18 protein-coding genes and 1 tRNA gene are annotated in these 21,523 nt (G+C 34.2%); 9 read left to right on the forward strand and 10 right to left on the reverse strand.

Annotated features, from left to right (window positions below):
• Nucleotides 1-240: 240 nt before the first annotated feature.
• Nucleotides 241-816: a DUF3109 family protein gene (locus tag NWE55_RS06165; protein WP_155090809.1), complete on the forward strand. Its 576-nt coding sequence runs from the start codon at nt 241-243 to the stop codon at nt 814-816.
• A 2-nt stretch (nt 817-818) separates the two neighbouring features.
• Here the strand turns inward: NWE55_RS06165 and NWE55_RS06170 are convergent, their stop codons facing one another.
• Complete coding sequence (locus tag NWE55_RS06170; protein ID WP_155090808.1) at nt 819-1,256, reverse strand: retropepsin-like aspartic protease; 438 nt, start codon at nt 1,254-1,256, stop codon at nt 819-821.
• Nucleotides 1,257-1,334: 78 nt separating this feature from the next.
• Here NWE55_RS06170 and NWE55_RS06175 point away from each other — a divergent pair, with 78 nt between their 5' ends.
• The 5 genes from NWE55_RS06175 (at nt 1,335) to NWE55_RS06195 (ending at nt 6,288) form a co-directional block, all read left to right on the forward strand.
• Nucleotides 1,335-2,105, forward strand: coding sequence for a TatD family hydrolase (locus NWE55_RS06175; protein ID WP_155090807.1), 771 nt, complete (start codon nt 1,335-1,337; stop codon nt 2,103-2,105).
• A gap of 44 nt (nt 2,106-2,149) precedes the next feature.
• Entirely contained in the window at nt 2,150-3,286 is a 1,137-nt protein-coding gene (locus NWE55_RS06180; protein WP_155090806.1) for a 1-acyl-sn-glycerol-3-phosphate acyltransferase, read from the forward strand.
• Nucleotides 3,279-4,304, forward strand: coding sequence for an asparaginase (locus NWE55_RS06185; protein WP_155090805.1), 1,026 nt, complete (start codon nt 3,279-3,281; stop codon nt 4,302-4,304). Before NWE55_RS06180 ends, NWE55_RS06185 begins: the two co-directional genes overlap by 8 nt.
• A 26-nt stretch (nt 4,305-4,330) precedes the next feature.
• Nucleotides 4,331-4,415: transfer RNA gene (locus NWE55_RS06190), tRNA-Ser, on the forward strand.
• A gap of 961 nt (nt 4,416-5,376) precedes the next feature.
• On the forward strand, nt 5,377-6,288 hold the full coding sequence (locus NWE55_RS06195; protein WP_155093499.1) for an IS982 family transposase: 912 nt from the start codon (nt 5,377-5,379) through the stop codon (nt 6,286-6,288).
• A 665-nt stretch (nt 6,289-6,953) separates the two neighbouring features.
• Here the strand turns inward: NWE55_RS06195 and NWE55_RS06200 are convergent.
• From NWE55_RS06200 to NWE55_RS06210, 3 genes are read right to left on the reverse strand one after another with little or no spacing between them, the layout of a single operon-like run.
• The gene (locus NWE55_RS06200) at nt 6,954-7,241 is read right to left on the reverse strand and encodes a Dabb family protein (RefSeq protein ID WP_155090804.1); all 288 of its coding nucleotides are present in this window, start codon (nt 7,239-7,241) and stop codon (nt 6,954-6,956) included.
• Between the two features lie 56 nt (nt 7,242-7,297).
• Nucleotides 7,298-8,149, reverse strand: a complete 852-nt coding sequence (locus tag NWE55_RS06205) for a prephenate dehydrogenase (protein ID WP_155090803.1) — start codon at nt 8,147-8,149, stop codon at nt 7,298-7,300.
• A 57-nt stretch (nt 8,150-8,206) separates the two neighbouring features.
• On the reverse strand, nt 8,207-9,625 hold the full coding sequence (locus tag NWE55_RS06210) for an MBL fold metallo-hydrolase (RefSeq protein WP_155090802.1): 1,419 nt from the start codon (nt 9,623-9,625) through the stop codon (nt 8,207-8,209).
• 179 nt (nt 9,626-9,804) lie between these two features.
• Between NWE55_RS06210 and acnA the strand changes: the two genes are divergently transcribed.
• Nucleotides 9,805-12,534: an aconitate hydratase AcnA gene (gene acnA, locus NWE55_RS06215; protein ID WP_155090801.1), complete on the forward strand. Its 2,730-nt coding sequence runs from the start codon at nt 9,805-9,807 to the stop codon at nt 12,532-12,534.
• Between the two features lie 40 nt (nt 12,535-12,574).
• Here acnA and NWE55_RS06220 read toward each other — a convergent pair whose 3' ends face one another.
• On the reverse strand, nt 12,575-13,234 hold the full coding sequence (locus tag NWE55_RS06220) for a DNA-binding transcriptional response regulator (protein WP_155090800.1): 660 nt from the start codon (nt 13,232-13,234) through the stop codon (nt 12,575-12,577).
• A gap of 240 nt (nt 13,235-13,474) precedes the next feature.
• Between NWE55_RS06220 and NWE55_RS06225 the strand changes: the two genes are divergently transcribed.
• Nucleotides 13,475-15,529: an ATP-binding protein gene (locus NWE55_RS06225; protein WP_155090799.1), complete on the forward strand. Its 2,055-nt coding sequence runs from the start codon at nt 13,475-13,477 to the stop codon at nt 15,527-15,529.
• Between the two features lie 39 nt (nt 15,530-15,568).
• On the opposite strand, the gene NWE55_RS06230 is transcribed toward NWE55_RS06225, so the two are convergent.
• The 5 genes from NWE55_RS06230 to NWE55_RS06250 form a co-directional block, all read right to left on the reverse strand.
• The gene (locus NWE55_RS06230; RefSeq protein ID WP_155090798.1) at nt 15,569-16,558 is read right to left on the reverse strand and encodes an aspartate-semialdehyde dehydrogenase; all 990 of its coding nucleotides are present in this window, start codon (nt 16,556-16,558) and stop codon (nt 15,569-15,571) included.
• 69 nt (nt 16,559-16,627) lie between these two features.
• Entirely contained in the window at nt 16,628-18,328 is a 1,701-nt protein-coding gene (gene recJ, locus NWE55_RS06235) for a single-stranded-DNA-specific exonuclease RecJ (protein ID WP_155090797.1), read from the reverse strand.
• 3 nt (nt 18,329-18,331) lie between these two features.
• Complete coding sequence (locus NWE55_RS06240; protein ID WP_155090796.1) at nt 18,332-18,754, reverse strand: OsmC family protein; 423 nt, start codon at nt 18,752-18,754, stop codon at nt 18,332-18,334.
• A 98-nt stretch (nt 18,755-18,852) separates the two neighbouring features.
• Nucleotides 18,853-19,527 carry a 16S rRNA (cytidine(1402)-2'-O)-methyltransferase gene (rsmI, locus tag NWE55_RS06245; protein ID WP_155090795.1) on the reverse strand — a complete coding sequence of 225 codons (675 nt, stop codon included), beginning with the start codon at nt 19,525-19,527 and terminating at the stop codon, nt 18,853-18,855.
• A 1-nt stretch (nt 19,528) separates the two neighbouring features.
• A complete protein-coding gene (locus NWE55_RS06250) occupies nt 19,529-20,806 on the reverse strand; it encodes a DUF8457 domain-containing protein (RefSeq protein WP_155090794.1) in 1,278 nt (425 codons plus the stop codon).
• Between the two features lie 101 nt (nt 20,807-20,907).
• Between NWE55_RS06250 and NWE55_RS06255 the strand changes: the two genes are divergently transcribed.
• Nucleotides 20,908-21,516 (forward strand): thymidine kinase, encoded by a 609-nt coding sequence (locus tag NWE55_RS06255; RefSeq protein ID WP_155090793.1) that lies wholly within the window; start codon nt 20,908-20,910, stop codon nt 21,514-21,516.
• Nucleotides 21,517-21,523 lie beyond the last annotated feature (7 nt).

A 21,523-nucleotide genomic window follows, 5' to 3' on the forward strand; every position in this document is an offset into this window, starting at 1 on the left:
AAGCTCCCTCCATTAGAGGTCCTAAAGAGATAGACCTCCCTACCAAACCTTATATACAACAGAACTACACTCAAAGAAAATACGCCTATCTTCAATAAACTTTACAAACCGCAAATAGTAACCCTTTACGTCTAATTAACTATTTAGTTTGATTATAAAGTATCAAAGTCAAAACACTAAGAGATTAAAATAGATATAAGATTCGTATTTTTGCAAACCTTTTATATTATCTAAATTATTATGTTTCAAATCGGAAAAACAATCGTATCGGAAGATGTATTAGAAAAAGAGTTTGTATGCAATCTATCAGCGTGCAAAGGACAATGTTGCATTGATGGCGATGCAGGAGCTCCTGTAGAAGAAGGAGAAGTTGCTATAATGGAAGATATTTACGAAACAGTAAAACCTTTCCTTAGACCTGAAGGAATTGAAGCAATTGAAAGACAAGGAAAAACGGTAAAAGGAGAAGATGGGGAAATCGAAACACCATTAATTGAAGGTGGTGAATGTGCGTATGTTATTTATGAGAATAATATGGCGCTTTGCGGTATAGAGAAAGCACATCGCGAAGGATTAATCGATTGGAAAAAACCAATATCATGTCATCTATATCCTATTCGAATAAAAGAATTTTCATCATTTGCTGCGGTAAATTATCACAAATGGCACATTTGCAGTGATGCTTGTGCTTTAGGACAAGAATTAGAAGTACCCGTTTACAAGTTCTTAAAAGACCCATTAATAAGAAAATACGGAGAAGATTGGTACAAAGAACTTGAAGAGGTTGCCACAGAATGGGCTAAACAAAACAAGTAAAATTACTTTATATATAAGGTACACTCCTTGTAATCTATAATCGCTTCGCCTATTAACAATACGTCTGAACCAATAATGCCGTGAACATTTTTCGTTTTATACTCTGTCAAGGCATTATTGACATGCGTTAAATCTAATAATACAAAATTGAAGTCTTTTTGATGCCATCTTCCAAGCTGAAGATGGTTCTTATAAGATACTTGTGTAAATAATCCATTTGCTCCAGCTCCTGTGGCTTTTGTAGTCGATTCAGAAGCTACAATATTAAACATATCGATATGCGAAAAGTCAATACAACTGTTTGACGCACCTGTATCTAAGATAAAATCACCCCATACTCCATTAATTTTGGCTCTTACGAAAAGATGCTGCGTACGCGAAATCTTAAACTTAATACGCTTGTACTTTTCTTTTTTTAAAATCTCTTTTAAGTTTTCCATGAGCAAAATATAGTTTTAATTCATTTTAATAAGGTACTTTTGTACTCGCAAAATAGCAAATAAAATACACCAATAGGAATGATTTTTACAGACACACATACACATTTATATTCTGATGCATTTGCAGAAGATCGCAAAGAAACAATAAATCGAGCAATATTAAAGGGTGTTACGCGTTTTTTTATACCAGCAATCGATTCAAGTTATGCTGATAAAATGTATGAATTAGAAAAGGAATTTCCTAACAACATCTTTCTCATGATGGGATTGCATCCTACAGATGTAAAACCTGAAACTTATCAACAAGAATTAGCATTTGTAGAGAGAGAATTAGAAAGAAGACAGTTTTATGCAGTAGGAGAAATAGGCATTGACTTATATTGGGACAAGTCTACTTTAGCTTTACAACAAGAGGCATTTCAACGCCAAATTCAATTAGCCAAAAAGTACAAATTGCCAATAAACATTCATTGCCGAGATGCATTTGAAGAAGTTTTCGAAGTATTAGAAAGGGAAAAAGGGGAAGAATTAAGAGGGATTTTCCACTGTTTCTCTGGTACTGAGGAAGATGCGAGAAGAGCAATCTCTTATAACTTAAAATTGGGAATAGGTGGTGTAGCAACATTCAAGAACGGAAAAATTGATCAATTTCTTCATAAAATAGATTTAAAACACATCGTATTAGAAACTGATTCTCCGTATCTTGCACCTGTCCCTTATAGAGGAAAGAGAAACGAAAGTGCATATATTGTAAATGTAGCTGAAAAATTAGCTGCGATATACGATTTATCACTTGAAGAAATTGCCAAACAAACAACAGCTAATTCTGTTGATGTTTTTGGTATTTAAACGGAACATATATTAAATTATAGTTATAATAATAAAGCACGATAATGTCTAAATTTGACGAAATACGCCATTACCATGATCATGAAGTAAATGAAGTTCTAAAACAAATTTCAAAACACCCAATGATCAAAGCTTTAATGGGTTTTACTTTTCCTAATAAAACGGAAGATCAATGGTTGGAATCTTTAAGAGAAGTAAAATCTATACAGCAATTTCAAAATGATTTTGCTTACCATTCAATACAGAGAATCCTTGAGAAAAGTTCGAATGGACTAAGCTCATCAGGTTTCGAAAAACTTGATAAAAACACTTCTTATCTATATATCTCTAATCACCGTGACATTATTATGGATACATCACTATTGAATGTATCTCTAAAAGATCATGGAATGATTATGACTGCTTCTGCAATTGGAGATAATTTAGTACAAAAGTCATTTTTATTAGCACTTGCAAAAGTCAATAGAAACTTCCTTGTTAGAAGGGGATTACCACCGCGTGAACTATTGGAAAGCTCTAAGTTAATGTCTGAATACATCAGACATCTATTGACCGAAGAGAATAGATCTGTGTGGATTGCTCAGAGAGAAGGTCGTACCAAAGATGGAAATGACGCCACACATCAAGGAGTACTAAAAATGCTGGGAATGGCATCTGATGAGGAATGCCTAATGGATTATTTTAAAAAGATAAAGATTGTTCCCGTTTCTATTTCTTATGAATACGACCCTACGGATGCCTTGAAAATGCCTCAAATATTAGCTAAAGCGAATAATGAAGATTATGTAAAAGATCGCAACGAAGACTTCATTAACCTTTATAGCGGTATCATAGGTCAGAAAAGGGGAATTCACATTCACGTAGGAGATGTACTTGATGCAGAATTAGACAATATCAAAGCAAACTTTGATAAAACCAATAAACAAATGCAAGCCCTCACTTCTGTGATTGATAACTCCATCATCAAGAACTATAGATTGTGGCCTACAAATTATATTGCATACGACATTTTAAACAAAACAAATAAGTTTAAAGACAAATATACTGATCAAGAAAAACAATTGTTTGAAAGAAGATTGGAATTGCGCGTCAATAAGGAAAACCAAATTATTGTTGATAATTTCTTAGCGATGTATGCAAACCCAGTAGTTAATAAATTAAAACTAATAGAAAATGAATAAGCCTTCAATCCTTTTGATTTATACAGGAGGGACAATAGGCATGGTCAAAGACTTTAAAACAGGTGCTTTAAAGGCATTTAATTTTGACCAGCTTGTAGAGCGCATCCCAGAATTACACCTTTTGGATTGTTCTATTGAAACTTATTCTTTTGACGTTCCAATTGATTCATCGGATATGCGCCCTGAAATGTGGGTACAAATGGCCTCTGTTATTGAAGAATACTATGAGAAATTCGATGGTTTTGTAATTTTACATGGCTCTGATACTATGTCATATTCAGCATCTGCGCTGAGCTTTATGTTGGAAAACTTACACAAACCCGTTATCCTAACAGGGTCACAATTACCAATTGGCGATCTGCGTACTGATGCGAAAGAAAACTTAATTACAGCCATACAAGTAGCTGCTTTGCAGAATAACAATTTACCTGTAATTCAGGAGGTTTGTTTATACTTTGAGTACAAACTCTATAGAGGAAATAGAACATCAAAGGTAAGTGCTGAATTATTTAACGCCTTCACATCTCCAAATATACCTCACTTGGCAGAGTCAGGGGTCAATTTAAGAGTAAACAAATCTCTCTTGACTTATACCTCACAAGACTTGCCTTTTACAGTATATAAGAAAATGTCGAGAGATGTCATGATCTTGAAAGTTTTCCCAGGAATACAACAAAATGTATTACAAGCCATTCTAAATATTCCAGAGCTAAAAGGAATAGTATTAGAAACATACGGATCGGGAAATGCCCCAACAGAAGCATGGTTCTTAAACACACTATCTCAGGCTATTAAAAAAGGGCTAAAGGTTATCAATGTAACCCAGTGTTCTAGTGGAAGTGTACATATGGGCAAATATGAAACCAGTACTGAATTAAAGGAAATTGGCGTTATCTCAGGAAAAGATATTACCACAGAAGCGGCAATCACCAAACTAATGTACCTATTGGCAAAAAGTGATATCAGCGATTTTAAATTAGCTTTTGAAACACCAATCTGTGGTGAAATGGAAGATTAATTGCTATATTCGCAACTAAAATAAACAGAAAGGTGGCCGAGCGGTCGAAGGCGCACGCCTGGAAAGTGTGTATACAGCAATGTATCGAGGGTTCGAATCCCTTCCTTTCTGCAAATCATTTTTATATCGAATCAGTATTAAGCGTTGGAAACGAAGCTAAACTTATGCCAATCTAAAAGAAATAGATGCTCTTTTCTTTTCACCTCTATACACAATACAAAAGAGTTTAACGCTTGAATGATGTGATTGATCAAAGGTTTTTGCCCTACTGTGAATAAAGTAATGACAAATTCCACCCTGATAGGTAGTTTAGCTACTTAAAAAGACACTAAAGTATATCAGTGTCGTTCTTTCGATATCACTAATCCTCCCCATTAGTTAATCACCTATTATTTCTCTAACAATTCTTTGATTATCTACCTGTCGAAGGTGATTTACCTGGGCATTAACTTATTGAATACACTGGTATAATTCAAATCAAGACTCAGCTTTATCTCGTTGACTCCTACAGCTCTATGCTGTATCTTAGTATATATTACACACTACTCTAATTGGGTAGCAACCTTCTTTTACTAAAAGAGTTAAAAGGAAAGCCTAACCTCACGATAGCTAACAAACCTCTTAAGCTATTTGTCATCTATAAAATATGTATGCTAAACACATTCGTTTTTAAACTTATAGACTGTTTATGACCGTATTAAAAACAGAAAAAAACAGTACTTTCTTAGGAGTTCCTTGGGGGTTTCTTCGAGTATCCTTGGGGTTTTATACGCAAAAACCAGTGTTTCTCGAAGAAAACCCCTAGCAACCTGCAAGAAACCCCTAAGAAAGTACCAACAAAATTGCACTTATCTAAATTTAATAGAACAGAACAAAGGTTCATGGGTTAAATCAAATTCACTCCCTTCATTCCTTTCATAGTTTACAAATAAGCCTTAAGGGAAAGGCTTATTTAACTCCCTATCCTAACGTGAGTTCGATATAAGAAAAAGCAAAAAAAAGCTATAAAAAAAGAGATAGGATTAGTATATTTAAGGTTCTGAATCACAAATATTTAACTAAAACTATCTCTATGTTATCTACAGACAAAATTACTGAAATTTATTATGAAGTCGATGAATTTTTTAAAGCATATTCAAATGTTTTGCAATCTCATAGTATTGAATCAGATAGTACAAAGAAAAAACGTAATCGAAAGTCAACACTTAATGCAAGTGAAGTAATGACTATTTTGATTTTATTTCATGATAGTGGTTTTAGATGTTTAAAACATTATTATATTGATTATGTAAAAGTTCATATGCAAAAGGAATTTCCTAAAACTGTTTCTTATAATCGCTTTGTAGAACTACAAAAAACGGTTATTGTACCTTTAGGAATCTTCTTAAAATCTAATAGATTAGGCAAATGTACAGGAGTTTCATTTATAGATTCTACTCCTTTAAGAGTGTCACACATTAAAAGAGAAAAGCAGCATAAAACATTTAAGAATATAGCAACAAAAGGTCAGTGTTCTATTGGTTGGTTTATGGGGTTTAAACTTCATTTAATTATAAATGATAAAGGTGAAATACTTGATTTCTTATTAACTCCAGCCAATGTTGATGATAGAAAACCTTTAAAAGAATTGAATTTTCATAAACGTATTTTTGGTAAACTCTTTGGAGATAAAGGATATATCAGTAAAGATCTTTTTGAACAAATGTTCGTTGATGGAGTACATTTAGTTACTAAAATCAAAAAAAACATGAAGAACTCAATGATGCTACTTGCCGATAAAATACATTTAAAGAAAAGAGCACTTATTGAAACTGTAAATGATGAATTAAAGAATATGTGTCAAGTAGAACATACAAGACACAGATCCTTTAATAATTTTATAGCAAATATGTTAGCTGCTTTGATTACATATTCATACTTCCCGAAAAAGCCTTCTATTAATAATATTAACGACATTATTGATCAAAATAGACTAATAGCTTAAGTCGAACTCACGTTATCCTATGGTAACTTTGCCATTTATACTGTATGTAATTTACTTTGAAACAAGTGCCTTACATCGATCTGATTTTGAAAACCATACCTCAACTATGGGGCACTGACCAAACGTATATTCGAGATAGCATAAGTACCTTTGCTTCTGCCTTAGTAAGTTCGTTTGTTTGCAACCGTAAACTACCTTCCTTTATCAGCATTAAAACTCCTCTCCCTTACCAACCAATAAAGCACTGATCGTTTTATAGCTATAAACCGAAGTATCCACTAATGCTCTTTAATGATATCATAGATGCAGTCTTTCTTTAGAGTTCTTTTAAGTAGAAATCACCATAGACCTCTAAACCTACCATTTGAACAATAATAAAATGCTATACTAAACAAATAGGCCTGGTTAGCTTTAGCACTTGGGAGCTCTCAACTATCAGACAATAGCCTTGTGATATATTCTTCATAACAAGGCATAACACTATCCCTTTCTAACAAAACATACAATCACTTTTATCCACAAAAAAAGGGTGGCCTCTAAACGAAACCACCCAAAGTAAAAATCGATTACTTTATAACTAACTTTAACTTTTTCTCTACTACAGCAGTTACTCTATAGCAAAGTAATAATAACTAACCTTAAATATAACTTTATAACAACCCTAGTTAGTAATCGATAGCTACACGTTGTTCTACAACAGATTTTATAAAAGAAACAACCTTCAAATGTTCAGGATGTTTCGCATAAATATCCAAATCTTCAAAGTTTTCAAACTTCGTAAAAAGCATTACATCGCAATTGCCTGCATCTGCTTCTGGTAGATTAAACTCTACTCTAATTTCGTTCAACTGAACTATCTTATCTTTAAGTGCTAATAACTGTTCTCTCATCTCAAGTTTATTAGCTTCCTTATTCTCTGCTTTCAATTTCCACATTACAATATGTGTCACCATGATGATATCATTTTTAAAATTACGTGTACTAAAGATAAAAACTCCTTTTCGATATTCTACTTCTTTAGCTTATCTTTAATTCGATTGGCCTCTTTAATAAACTTGCCCAGTTGTTCGGTATCACGTTGTTCTAAATAATTTCTAAACGAACTCAACTTATCCAAATAAATATCTAAAATAGGTAATATATGATCCGCATTCTGTTCAAATATAGGTAGCCACATATCTACGGAACTCTTTGCAAGTCGAACGGTAGAAGCAAATCCCCCTGCGGCAAGATTAAATATTGCCGTGTCATCTTTCTCTTTATCCAACACCGCTACAGCAAGTGCATAGGAGATAGCATGCGACAAATGAGATACATATCCCACATGTTCATCATGAGAATGAGCATCCATTAGTATCAAACGCATATCCAAATGATAATACATCTCTGAAATTACATTTAATGCTTTAGGATTTGATTTCTCTGGATCGCAGATAATTGCGACTCTATCTTTAAACAATCCCTTAAATGCTGCCTCAGGTCCGCTAAACTCAGTTCCAGACATTGGATGTGTTGCTACAAAATTACCGCGATTGGCATGATTGGCCACCGCATCAGACAACATTGATTTTGTCGAACCAACATCTAACACAAACTTGTCCTCTGAAATCCTATCCAGGACATAAGGAACCAATTCAACTGTTGCATTTACAGGAGTTGCTAATACAATAATATCAGAACGTGAAATTAAATTATCTAAGTCGACTGCTTCGTCAATAATCTTTAATTCTAATGCCTTTTTTAAGTTAGTATCTGATAAATCACTACCAATAATTTTAGATGCAAATCCTTTTTCCTTTAAATCTAAAACCATGGATCCCCCAATCAATCCAACACCAACTAATCCAATTACTTTTGCCATACTTTCTTTTTATCCCACAAACTTATATAAATAAGTTTATACCAATCAATAGTTTAATTACAACATTGATGAAGGGCAAACAAATTTTGTTTTTGGCAATAAAGATTCATTTCGAATAACATTAAACCCACCTACTACATCAACAATATTTTTTATTCCGTACTTATACAACAATGAAGCTGCTATCATACTTCTGTATCCTCCTGCACAATAGACAATCAACAAATCCTGCTTTGAAACTTCACTTACTCTATCTTCCAGTTGATTCAAAGGAAGGTTTATAGAGTTTTCAAGATGTTCGGCATTATACTCATTGATTTTCCTAACATCAAATAAAACAGCTTTACTCTTTTCTTTTAGTGCGTCTAATTCCTTCGCTTCTATGCGCTTAATTTTTTCAACAGGCAAATTAGCAGACTTCCACGTATCAAAACCACCTTCTAAATAACCAATTGTATTGTCGTATCCTACACGTGACAAACGAATCATACTTTCCTCCTCACTTCCTTTCTCTGTGATGAGTACAATTTTTTGTTTGATATCTTTGATCATCTCTCCTACCCAGACAGCAAATGGCCCTTTCAATCCTATATTCAAACTATTTGGAATAAATCCTTCCGAGAAAGTCTGAGCATCTCTTGTATCGAGAACTAATATTTCTTTGTCGTTCAATAGGCCTTTAAACTCCTCTAATTTGATTGGTTTATTGGCGCGATCTAAAACGTTATCCAAATTTTCATAACCCTGAATATTCATCAAGACATTATTTGGGAAATATTGTGGCGGAGTAGCTAAGCCCGTTAATAATTCTTTGACAAACTCATCTTCTGTCATATCAGCACGCAAAGCATAATTCGTTTTCTTTTGATTGCCCAATGTATCAGTCGTCTCCTTACTCATGTTTTTCCCACATGCAGAACCCGCACCGTGATTAGGATAGACAATTAAATTATCTGGTAAAGGCATAATTTTGGTGCGCAATGACTGAAATAAATGTCGAGCCAATATTTCCTCAGTAATCTCAGATTTTACTAACTGTACTAAATCAGGTCTTCCCACATCGCCAATGAACAGTGTATCCCCCGTAATAATTGCGTGTTTCTCTCCTTTTTCATCATAAACCAGATACGTACTACTCTCCATAGTATGACCTGGAGTATGTAAAACCTGCACTTTTATTTTTCCAATCTCAAATACTTGATTATCCTCAGCAACAATAGCATCATACCCAGGCTGTGCAGTAGGTCCAAAGACAATTTTAGCTCCTGTTTTCTTCACTAAATCTAAATGACCACTAACAAAATCTGCATGAAAATGTGTCTCAAAAACAAATTTAATCTTAGCTCCGTCTGCATCTGCTCTATCAATATATGGTTGAACATCTCTCAATGGATCAAAAATTGCCGCTTCTCCTTCACTTTCTAAATAATATGCAGCGTGTGCAATACAACCAGTATATATCTGTTCTATTTTCATATAATCAAAATTTACACAAGTAAAATTATCACAGTAATTGTTAAATAAATATGACATATATCAGTCAACAAATTATTTTAGAATCCCGTTTTGTAAAAAATCCAAATACACTGTGAAATATCGTTAAAAATGAGAGAAAGAGAATAATATTTCATAATTTAACGCATAAACTAACAATTATGACAAAGTATAAATTCGCATCACTTCAAGAATTACAAGAAAAAGGCCACAACATTCACAGATTGCCTTTCTCTATTCGTATTCTATTAGAGAATGTTTTGCGTAATCACGATGGATATGTGATTACAGACGAACATTTAGACACATTAATAAACTGGGATCCTAAGGGGACAGATAAAGACATTCCCTTTAAACCTGCGAGAGTTTTAATGCAAGACTTTACAGGGGTTCCTGCAGTAGTAGATATTGCATCGTTAAGAGATGAGTTCATCAGACAAGGTAAGGACGGAAACAAAATCAACCCAGCGATACCCGTTGATTTAGTTATAGACCACTCTGTACAAGTAGATTATTACGGAACTGACTACGCCTACCAAAATAACGTTGAAAAAGAGTACGAACGCAATTCAGAGCGATATGAATTGCTAAAGTGGGCTCAAAAAGAACTAAACAACTTTACTGTAGTACCTCCAGGTATGGGTATTTGTCACCAAGTGAACTTAGAATACTTAGCAAAAGGAATCATCGAGCGCGATGGATGGGCCTTCCCTGACACATTAGTAGGTACTGATTCACATACTCCGATGGTTAACGGTATTGGTGTGATTGCCTGGGGAGTTGGAGGTATAGAGGCTGAAGCAGCAATGTTAGGACAACCTATCTACTTTACTTGTCCAGAAGTTATTGGGTTAAAACTAACAGGAAAAATACCACAAGGAGCAACTGCAACAGATATGGTGTTATCCATTACAAAGTTATTGCGTCAACATGGCGTTGTAGGAAAATTCGTAGAGGTATTTGGCGATGGACTAGACAATCTTTCTGTAACGGATAGAGCTACTATTTCAAATATGTCTCCAGAGTTTGGATGTACTGTAACCTATTTCCCAATTGATGATCGTACGCTTGACTATATGCGCGCAACCAACAGAGAAGAAAAACAAGTACAATTAGTAGAAGAATATTGTAAAAACAATATGCTTTGGAGAACAGGAAAAGAAAACATTGAATACACTACTGTCTTAGAATTAGATCTAAATACACTGGAGCCAACGGTATCAGGCCCGAAACGTCCTCAAGATAAAATATTGGCAAAAGACTTAGGCAAATCATTCTCTACTCTATTACAAGATGAATATAAACGTACTTATGTAACGACAAAAGAGAGAAGAGAACACGCTTGGTTATCTGAAGGAGGATCAGGTACAGAATTTCAATATGAAGAAAGAAAAGAAAGTAACCAGCAAGTTGAAGTAGTACAAGACAGCCTTCGCTCTGTACGCATCAAACAAAAAAACAAAGAATATGTTCTCAGTGATGGAAGTATCGTTATAGCAGCTATCACGAGTTGTACGAATACATCAAATCCAGAAGTAATGATTGGGGCAGGTCTTGTAGCGCGTAAAGCCATACAAAGAGGGCTAAGAACCAAATCTTGGGTAAAAACAAGTTTGGCGCCAGGATCAAAAGTGGTGACCCAATACCTTCAACGCTCTGGATTATTGGAAGACTTAGAAGCACTGAGATTCCACACTGTGGGTTATGGGTGTACTTCTTGTATAGGTAACAGTGGACCTTTGCCATTACCTGTTGCTGAAGCAGTCAAAAAAGGAGACCTTATTGTTGCATCTGTGTTATCAGGAAACAGAAACTTCGAAGCCAGAGTTCACCCTCAAGTGAAGATGAATTTCTTAATGTCACCAATGCTTGTAGTTGCTTATGCATTAGTGGGACGAGTTGATATTGATTTAATCAATGAGCCTTTAGATTATGATCCTAATGGAGAACCTGTTTACTTAAAAGATATTTGGCCAACACATGAAGAAATTAGAGAGGTAATTAATCAATCGCTAAAACGCGAAGATTTTGATCAAGTATATAGTGTCATTTTTGACGGGGAAAAAGATTGGCAAGAACTACAAGCTCCGACAGGACAAAAATTTGATTGGGACAAAGACTCCACTTATATTAGACAAGCTCCATTCTTTGAAAACCTTCCTTCAGAATTAAAGCCTATTAGCGATATTCACAAAGCCAAAGTATTACTTTACCTTGGTGACTCAGTGACTACTGACCACATCTCTCCTGCAGGAGCCTTTAACGAAGAGTCAGCAGCAGGTAAATACTTGCTAAGTCAGGGAGTTTCACCTAAAGACTTTAACTCTTATGGCTCGCGTCGTGGAAATCACGAAGTCATGATGAGAGGAACTTTTGCAAACGTTCGCATTAAGAACAAAATTGCTCAAAGAGAAGGTGGGTACAGTACCTATTTACCAACTAATGAATCTCTGACTGTTTTTGATACGGCAATGAAGTACAAAGAAGATAACACTCCTCTAATTGTCATTGCTGGAAAAGAATACGGAAGTGGTTCATCAAGAGATTGGGCAGCAAAAGGAACTTACTTATTAGGAGTAAAAGCTGTTATTGCAGAAAGCTTTGAGCGTATTCACAGAAGTAATCTAATCGGTATGGGAATAGTACCGTTGCAGTTTTTAGAAAATCAAAATGCAGAAACATTGGGATTAACTGGTAAAGAAACGTTCACTATAACAGGATTAGAAGATGATATCAAACCACACAAAATAATAGATGTCACAGCTACATTAGAGAATGGAAAATCAATTCAATTCCAAGTAAAAGCTCGATTCGATTCACTAATAGAAATTGAGTATTACCGAAATGATGGTATTCTACAATACGTTTTGAGAGATTATCTCAAAAAGTAATACAAAGCAAAAGGCTCTTTCAATATGAAAGAGCCTTTTTTTATACAAATCCCAATTTAATTGCTTTCTGAATCAATGTTTGCGTATCAGCAACTTCGAATACTTGCTTCATTTTTGCCAATCGCTTTTTAATAGTAGGATTAGACAATGGAATGTGATTTTCCAATTCTTGTAACTTATATCCCTTTGACAAAAGAACTAAAATTGATCGATTATAATCATCATACATCATCTCTTTTCGCACAATCTCACTCAAACAATGTTTAACAATATCACTTTGATAACGTTCACCTTTTAAAACATCTTGAACAATGTCTATTAAACTTCCTGGTGAAATTTCATGCTTACTTGCCAAACCATTAGGTCGAATATTCTTGACAATCTCGTAAATGGTAATTACTTCAGTATGCCCTGTAATCATCACTGTTTTACAGCTTGGCATTACCTTATTAAGATAAAGAATAATATCTCCCCCATCATTCCACTTAAAGTCAACATTACCTGGAACTGAGAAGTCTACAATTGCAATATCAAAGCTTTCTCCTTTTTCTACAGCAGTATCTATCATAGATTTTGCTGACAAACAATCGAAAGCTTTAGTAAATTTAGATGATACAAATGGGCTTCCTTCCTTACATAAGGCAAGAATATAGCCCTCCACAATTAAGGGGTGATCATCGACTAAGAAGATATTATACATTATGACAATTTTTAATTCACTATAAAGATAAATAAAACATAACAATTTATAAAATTAAGCATTTAATTAACTTTATTGACCCCATAAACATATCTCTGTTAACACCTAAATTAGCAAAACAAGGCATAAACAACTCGTTTTTAACATATTAAAAACAACAAAGACACTTCAAGCTTTTTATCTTTCTATGAAAAAATTTAATTATTTTTATAAAGCAACAAAGTCCCTTTAACAACTATAATGAGATTCTCCTACATACAAGGTATAACCTACATATTAATTATAGCTCTTTTCATTAACTGCAAAAGAGAAGCAAACAGCATCACACATCAACAGTCAGTAGAACAATTACCTCAAAAAAAATCTAATGACAGTCTTGCCAATCAAGAGATGGATAGCCTCCTTCACAAGGCCTTACGGCTAAGAAATAACGAAGAAAACAGAAATTACTCCTTAGAATTACTCAAAAAGGTAAGAAACCTTGATAATTTTCAAAGTCTAACTGCCTTTGATTCACTAAGTAATCAGTTAATATTATATTCCGAGAATAAAAGCGACTTTGAAATACAAGGACAAGTTTTTAAACTAAAGGCTCAAAAACACTATTTCGAAAATCAGTTAGATAGTACTTATCAATTTCTTGTCAAAGCAGAACAAAGTTACAATCAATTACAGGACAGCATTGAATTAGGTAGAATTTCAATTGCAAAAGCTCAGATAGTATTCGAGCACGGTATATATACGGAAAGTGAAAAGGAAATACTCAAAGGATTGCGCTTGCTAAAAAACACTAAAGATAAAACCATACTTTACAAAGCAAATCACCTTTTAGCCATTAACTTAATCGAACTCTTTGATTACTCTGAAGCTAAAAAGTACTTCGCCATTACAAAGACAATTGTCAATGAATTAAAAGACAGTAACGCAATTACACAACAAGAAGCAGAACATTATACTTCACATATAAACAACAATCTTTCTCACTTATACTACTATGAAGGAGATTTACAGAAAGCCAAAAAGTACGCTTTAAAAGGACTTTATGAATATCCTAATATTCCCAAAGAATCACGCCTATACAGCATCTTATTAACGAACCTCATCAAGGCTAAAATAGATTTGGGCGAGTTTGAAAACTTATTAGATTATATAGACGAAATTGTAGCTCTTGAAACAAAATACAACAGTAAAGGTACTTATAGTGGAGGACTTCCAAGCACTTACTTAGTAAAAGCTAAGTACTATATTCATCAAAATAATCTACCTAAAGCTCTCGAATATTGTAAGAAAGCTTATGATAGGGCAAACTATGAAAAACGATATCAGATTGCGAAAGAAGCCTTGGCCTTTATGTCGAAATACGATACCACAAATGCACAAGAACACATCAGTAAGTTTCTTGAACTAAATGATAAATTATTTAAGATTGAACGACAAAGCAAGAACAAATTTGCGCGAATTGAATTTGAAGCAGAACAATTGTCACTGCAAAATCAACAGTTAATAGCTGATAAAAAAAATATCATTCTCATCAGTAGCTTGATATTAATTGTTTTTATTGGAACAATTATCATGCTCATACTGTATATCAAAAACAAAAGCTTAAGGTATCAACATAGAAGTCAATTAGCTGATGAGAAGATTTACAAATTAATATTAGAACAAAAAGACCTCTCAGATAATGCAAAGTTTGAAGAAAGAAAAAGAATAGCAAAGGAACTACACGATGGCATTATTAATAGAATATTCACCACCAGATTCCATCTAATGCAGTTAGATGGAAACTCAAATGAAGAACAAAGAAAGCTTTTGATAAATGAATTACATGTAGCAGAAGAAGAAATAAGAACAATATCAACTATTTTAAGTCAGGAAAAATTGTCGGATCAAAATCCTTTTGATCAACTCATTGAAGACTTAATTTCAAATCAGCAAAATGCTTTTAACAGTCAATTTCACTACAATCCAGACGCAAGTATTAATTGGGATAGACTCAATAGTGAACAGAAGTTAAACGTCTATCGAATACTTCAAGAAGTATTTCAAAACATAAATAAGCATTCGAAAGCAACAGAAGTAATAGTTTCTACCATAAAACTAAGGGATGGCCGATTCCAATTAATCATAAAGGACAATGGCATTGGGTTTAATTCAAAAGATAATAGAATCTTAAGTAAAGGTACAGGCTTAAAAAATATGAAAGAAAGAGCTAAAGAGTTAGGTGCCAATCTGAAGATTACCAGTAAGCCGAATGAAGGAGTTACTATCTTATTAGATTTGGATATATATCAATAGAAAAAGGAGCTTATGAATTAGCTCCTTTTTCTATAAACACTATACTATTTTATTTTGAACAAGGTACTCAGCAATCTGAACTGTATTAGTAGCAGCACCTTTTCTTAAATTATCAGCAACTATCCACATATTAAGCGTGTTATCTTGAGTTTCATCTCGTCTAATTCGCCCCACAAACACCTCGTCTTTTCCCTCTGCATACAAAGGCATTGGATACGTATTTGTATCTGTGTTATCTTGAACAATGATTCCTGGTGTTTCATGCAATATTCGGCGAACCTCAGCTAAATCAAAACTATTCTCGAACTGAATATTTACAGATTCACTATGTCCTCCAACCACAGGGATTCTAACCGCTGTAGCTGTTACAAGAACTGTATCATCTCTTAGTATTTTCTTAGTCTCTTTTACTAACTTCATTTCCTCTTTCGTGTAGCCGTTATCTTCGAAAACATCACAATGAGGAATCGCATTTCTGTGAATTGGATAATTATAAGCCATTTCTCCTTTAATATCCTTATACTCATTCTCTAACTGTTTAACAGCTTTAACTCCTGTTCCAGTAATTGACTGATAGGTAGACACTACAACGCGCTTAATTGCATATTTTTTATGTAGTGGCGCTAAAGCCATTACAAGTTGAATAGTCGAACAATTTGGATTAGCAATGATCTTATCTTCTTTCGTTAAAACATCTGCATTAATCTCTGGTACAATAAGTTTCTTTGTAGGGTCCATTCTCCAAGCAGAGGAATTGTCTATTACAGTCGTTCCGTTTTCAGCAAACTTAGGTGCCCATTCTAAAGATGTAGTACCACCAGCAGAAAATATAGCTATTTCAGGCTTCATAGCAATTGCATCTTCCATAGACTTAATTACAAACTTTTTCCCTTTGAACTCAACTTCCTTTCCAACAGATTTCTCTGATGCTACTGGTATTAATTCCGTTACAGGAAAATTGCGCTCTGCTAAAACTTTTAGCATAATCTCTCCTACCATTCCGGTAGCCCCTACTACAGCTATTTTCATTTTTATATGTTTAATTGATTTTCACAAATTTATACAGTTTCATCCGTATTTTAAAAGCATTTCACTAAATTAAACTAGTTGCATATCTTTCATAACAAGCTGAGTCTTAACTTTTCCCTTCCACTCACTATCTTCGATACTATAAACGAAGTTAAAAAAACGCCTATTGTTGAGTTCTTCAAAGTACTTACCAAAACGAAAAGCAACCACAGGAAAAGATTGTTCTTCATTTCCCCTTTGCTTAACATAAAGGTACATATGCTCTTTATTCTTTCCAATTAAACGCTTCCCTCCCGTATCATAAATATTATTTGAAATAAACAAAGGCATTTCATTATCTGGGCCAAAGGGTTCGAACTGTCTTAAAATGCGAATTACCTTTGGCGTGAGATCAGAAAAATCAACTTCCGCATCGATGACCAATTCAGGAATCATATCTCTTTCATCTAAAGTGCGAGAGACTACTTCTTCAAATTTCTCTTTAAAGGCAGTGTAATTTTCCTTATACAATGTCAAGCCAGCAGCATACTTGTGACCTCCAAACTGAATTAAATACTCCGAACACTCTTTGATTGCTTCATAAACGTCAAAATTCTTGACAGAGCGAGCCGAAGCTGCTAAATACTCTCCACTTTCAGTAAATACAATGGTTGGTCTATAGTAGGTCTCTATTAATCGCGATGCCACAATTCCAATAACTCCTTTGTGCCATGTCGGATTATAAATTACTGTCGATTTATTAAAAACCTCTTTATTATCGACAATCATTTGCAAAGCTTGTTCTGTAATCTGTTGATCTATGTGTTTGCGCTCACTATTAATATCCATGATATACTTTGCAAGCTTAATAGCTTCAGTATAATCAGAAGTTGACAATAATTCTACCGCAAACTTTCCATGCTCTAATCTACCTGCAGCATTAATCTTCGGTGCAATCTTGAAGACAATATCGCTAATTGTAAAGGAGGATTGATCATAAGAAGATAGCAATGCGCGCAAACCTGGTCTCGGCGTTTTATTAATAACCTCTAAACCATAATAAGCCATTATTCTATTCTCTCCAGTCATCGGGACGACATCTGCTACTATTGCAGTTGCAACCAAGTCTAAATACTGAACTAAACCTTTTATATCTCTTTGTTGACTGATACTATAAGCTTGGATCAACTTAAAACCAACACCACAACCACATAGCTCTTTAAATGGATAATTACAATCAGAGCGTTTGGGATCCAATACCGCCTTAGCTTGAGGCAAAATTTCTCCAGGCAAATGATGATCACAGACAATAAAATCAATATCTAACTCCTGAGCATAAGCAATTTCATCAACAGATTTTATTCCACAGTCTATTGAAATAATTAGTTTTACATCATTTTGAGAAGCATAATCAATTCCCTGATAAGAAACACCATACCCTTCACTATATCTATCAGGGATATATGTATCGACATTAGGATAAAAACCTTTAAAAAAAGAAGCTAACATTGCAACCGAAGTTGTTCCATCTACATCATAATCACCATAGATTAAAATCTTCTCATTATTTTGAACTGCTTCCTTAATACGCACAATTGATTTGTCCATATCTTTCATCAAAAATGGATCGTGTAAAGCGTCTAAAGAAGGGCGAAAAAAGTCTTTTGCTTCGTTATAAGTACTGATACCTCTTTGAACGAGTAACTGAGCTATAATTTTATCAACTTTTAATACTTCTTGTAAATGCACAACTGCTTCGGCGATAACATCCGTTTTAAGCTTCCAACGCATTTACTATTTATTATGATAATGAATATTCGTTTCTACTTTAGCAAATTCTTTAAACATATTCATTACGCCACAATATTTCTCAATTGACATGTCAACGGCTCTTTTTAATTTTGCTTCATCAAGTTTACTTCCGTAAAAGTGATAATCTAATACAACAGTATGATAAGTTGATGGATCACTATCAGTTAACTTCCCCTCTGTTTCCATTTTAAACTCATCTACTTCCAAACGCATTTTCTTGATTAAATGTGCTATATCTAACCCACTACAGCCTGCTAAAGCAGATAACATTAATGCTTTGGGTCTAAGCCCTTTATTATCTCCACCATTCTCAGGTCCGGCATCAATTCGAATAGTATCTCCACTTGGGTTTGTAGATTCGAATTGCATATTCTCAATCCACGTTGTTGTTACTTTATGTGACATAATTTATTATCGTTTTTATCAAATGTATCAAAAAAAAGCCAATGTCTGATGCTACTTGTAACATCAGACATTGACCTTAACATATTTTAATTCAGTTATTATTTCTTTTTACCAGAAACAATCACTACTATTTCTCCTTTAGCTGGTTTGGCTTCAAAATGATTTAATACCTCGACAACTGTTCCTCTAACCGTTTCTTCATGTAGCTTAGACAATTCGCGAGAGACTGAGATTAAACGGTCTTCTCCAAAATATTCCTTAAACTCAGCTAACGTCTTATTAAGCTTATGTGGTGAAACATAGATAATCATAGTACGATCTTCTTCTGCTAAAATTAGATAACGTGTCTGTCTTCCTTTCTTATCAGGTAAAAAACCCTCAAAAACAAATTTGTCATTTGGCAAACCACTATTCACTAATGCTGGAACAAATGCAGTTGCTCCAGGTAAGCACTCCACTTCAACTCCCGCTTCAATACATGCTCTGGTTAATAAAAACCCCGGATCTGAAATAGCAGGAGTACCTGCATCAGAGATCAACGCAAATATTTCTCCAGACTGCATTCTTTTAACCAATCCCTCTACTGTCTTATGCTCGTTGTGCATATGATGACTAAACATAGGAGTTGTAATCTCAAAATGCTTTAAAAGTTTTCCACTATTACGGGTATCTTCTGCTAAAATATAATCTACTTCTTGCAAAACTTTAATGGCACGAAACGTCATATCATCAAGATTCCCAATTGGTGTTGGTACCAAATATAATTTACTCATACTATATAAATCGTTTCTCTACAATTGCGACAAAGCGCTCTTCATACTCTTCTTTTCCTTCCCAGTTATTGTATTCAGGTTTCACTAAATGTTCAATCAAGCTCATTGCTTCATCAAAATTACTAACTGTATTCAACTGTGAAAGTACTCGGTTGAAATCTTCTGCACTACCTCCAAACAAATGTTTCTCAAATGCAATCCTATCATTTAATCCTACAGATATAGACGAGTTATAGATGTCATTGATTGACTTTGATTTTGAAATACGCGGCTCTTTAACAGACATCGACTCAAGGTTAAATAACGTATTTTGACTTTGGTCCTCTTTTGCTTCTTCTTTCTCAGATTCGGTCGTTAATGAACTATCTTCATCATTTACTTGTGTAATAGCTTCTTCTGCCTTTAAAGAAGTATCATCAACTCTCTTAAAGTCTAAATCCATAAAATTAAAACCAGAGAAAGGATCCTCTTCTCTCTTCAAAGGAGAAATCGAATCATCAACAGGAACTATTCGATCTGCAACAATAGCTTCTTCTTTCACCACTTTTGGCAAATCAACCTCGACTTGAGCCTTATCTATCTCGACTTGAGAATGAATTAAATGATGAATTTCATCTTTAGTACTGATTACTTGTACTACATCTTCTTCCACCTTTAAGTCATCACCTGTAATAATAGTATTGTTATCTTCAGTCTTAGTGTTTGCAACTTCTTCTTTATTTACAACCAATTGTGGTTGATCTACAGTTACATCACTACTGACAACTTCATCTAAAGTCTCCTCTTGCTCATCCAAAAAACGATGAAGTTCGGCTTTATCTTCATTCTCCGATTCGACTATTGCAGGTCCCATAGATAGATCAGTAGAGTACTCTATCGGAAAAGTTGTAGGAATATCATCGTGAAGAATCTCAGGAGCTATCTTTTGTACAATATCAGAAATCACTTCATCCGCATTAGACAAATAACCTTCTTTCTCAGACTCTATTACGATTGGGTAATCTTCTTCTACCAAGTCAATAGGCATTTGATGGCGATCACTCTCATCTTTTTGATCAAAAGACTTGTTGGCATAATATGCGGTTAAATCAGCTTCAAATGTTTCATTTGTAGTATTTCCTTCTAAACCTTTATCATGGCAATCTTGATAGAACTGCAAGATTAATAGCTTTTCATATAAATTCTTAGCTTCAGTTAAGAGATTAGTTACATCCTTATCTTTCATCTGTAAAATGCGATGAGCAATACTGAGTAATTCTCCTTCTAAGACTTTCTTCATAACTTTTAATTTGGATTAGTAATTTCCCGAGCTTTTTTTGATAAATTTGTACTTTACAAAATAACAAAAATAAACGCTGATTTCAGCCTGAAATTTACAAAATGTTTCTCGAAAATCCTGTTAATCACAAAGAACAATTTGGTTGGATAGAAGTAATTTGCGGTTCTATGTTCTCTGGTAAAACCGAAGAATTAATTCGTAGACTCAAAAGAGCTCAATTTGCCAAACAGAAAGTTGAAATTTTTAAGCCTGCCATTGATACGCGCTACGATGAAGAATTTGTTGTATCACATGATGCTAATGAGATAAGGTCAACACCTGTCCCTTCGGCTGCACATATCCGTTTGTTAGGTGATAGTTGCGACGTTGTAGGTATTGACGAAGCACAGTTTTTCGACGATGAAATTGTAAATGTCTGTAATGATTTGGCAAATTCAGGCGTCCGAGTAATTGTTGCAGGTTTAGATATGGACTTTAAAGGGAAGCCTTTTGGACCAATGCCTGCACTTATGGCTACTGCTGAATATGTAACAAAAGTTCATGCCATTTGTACGAGAACTGGTAACTTGGCAAATTATAGTTTTAGAAAAGCGGCAAGTGAAGATTTAGTCATGCTTGGTGAAACGCAAGAATATGAACCATTGAGTAGAGCTGCTTATTACAACGCTATGAAAGAAGCCGAAAGAATAAAGAATCTATCAAAGAAGTAATTCTATT

Origin of the sequence: Myroides albus (assembly GCF_024722315.1) — a bacterium.
In the GTDB taxonomy this organism is placed as follows: Bacteria; Bacteroidota; Bacteroidia; order Flavobacteriales; family Flavobacteriaceae; genus Flavobacterium; species Flavobacterium album_A.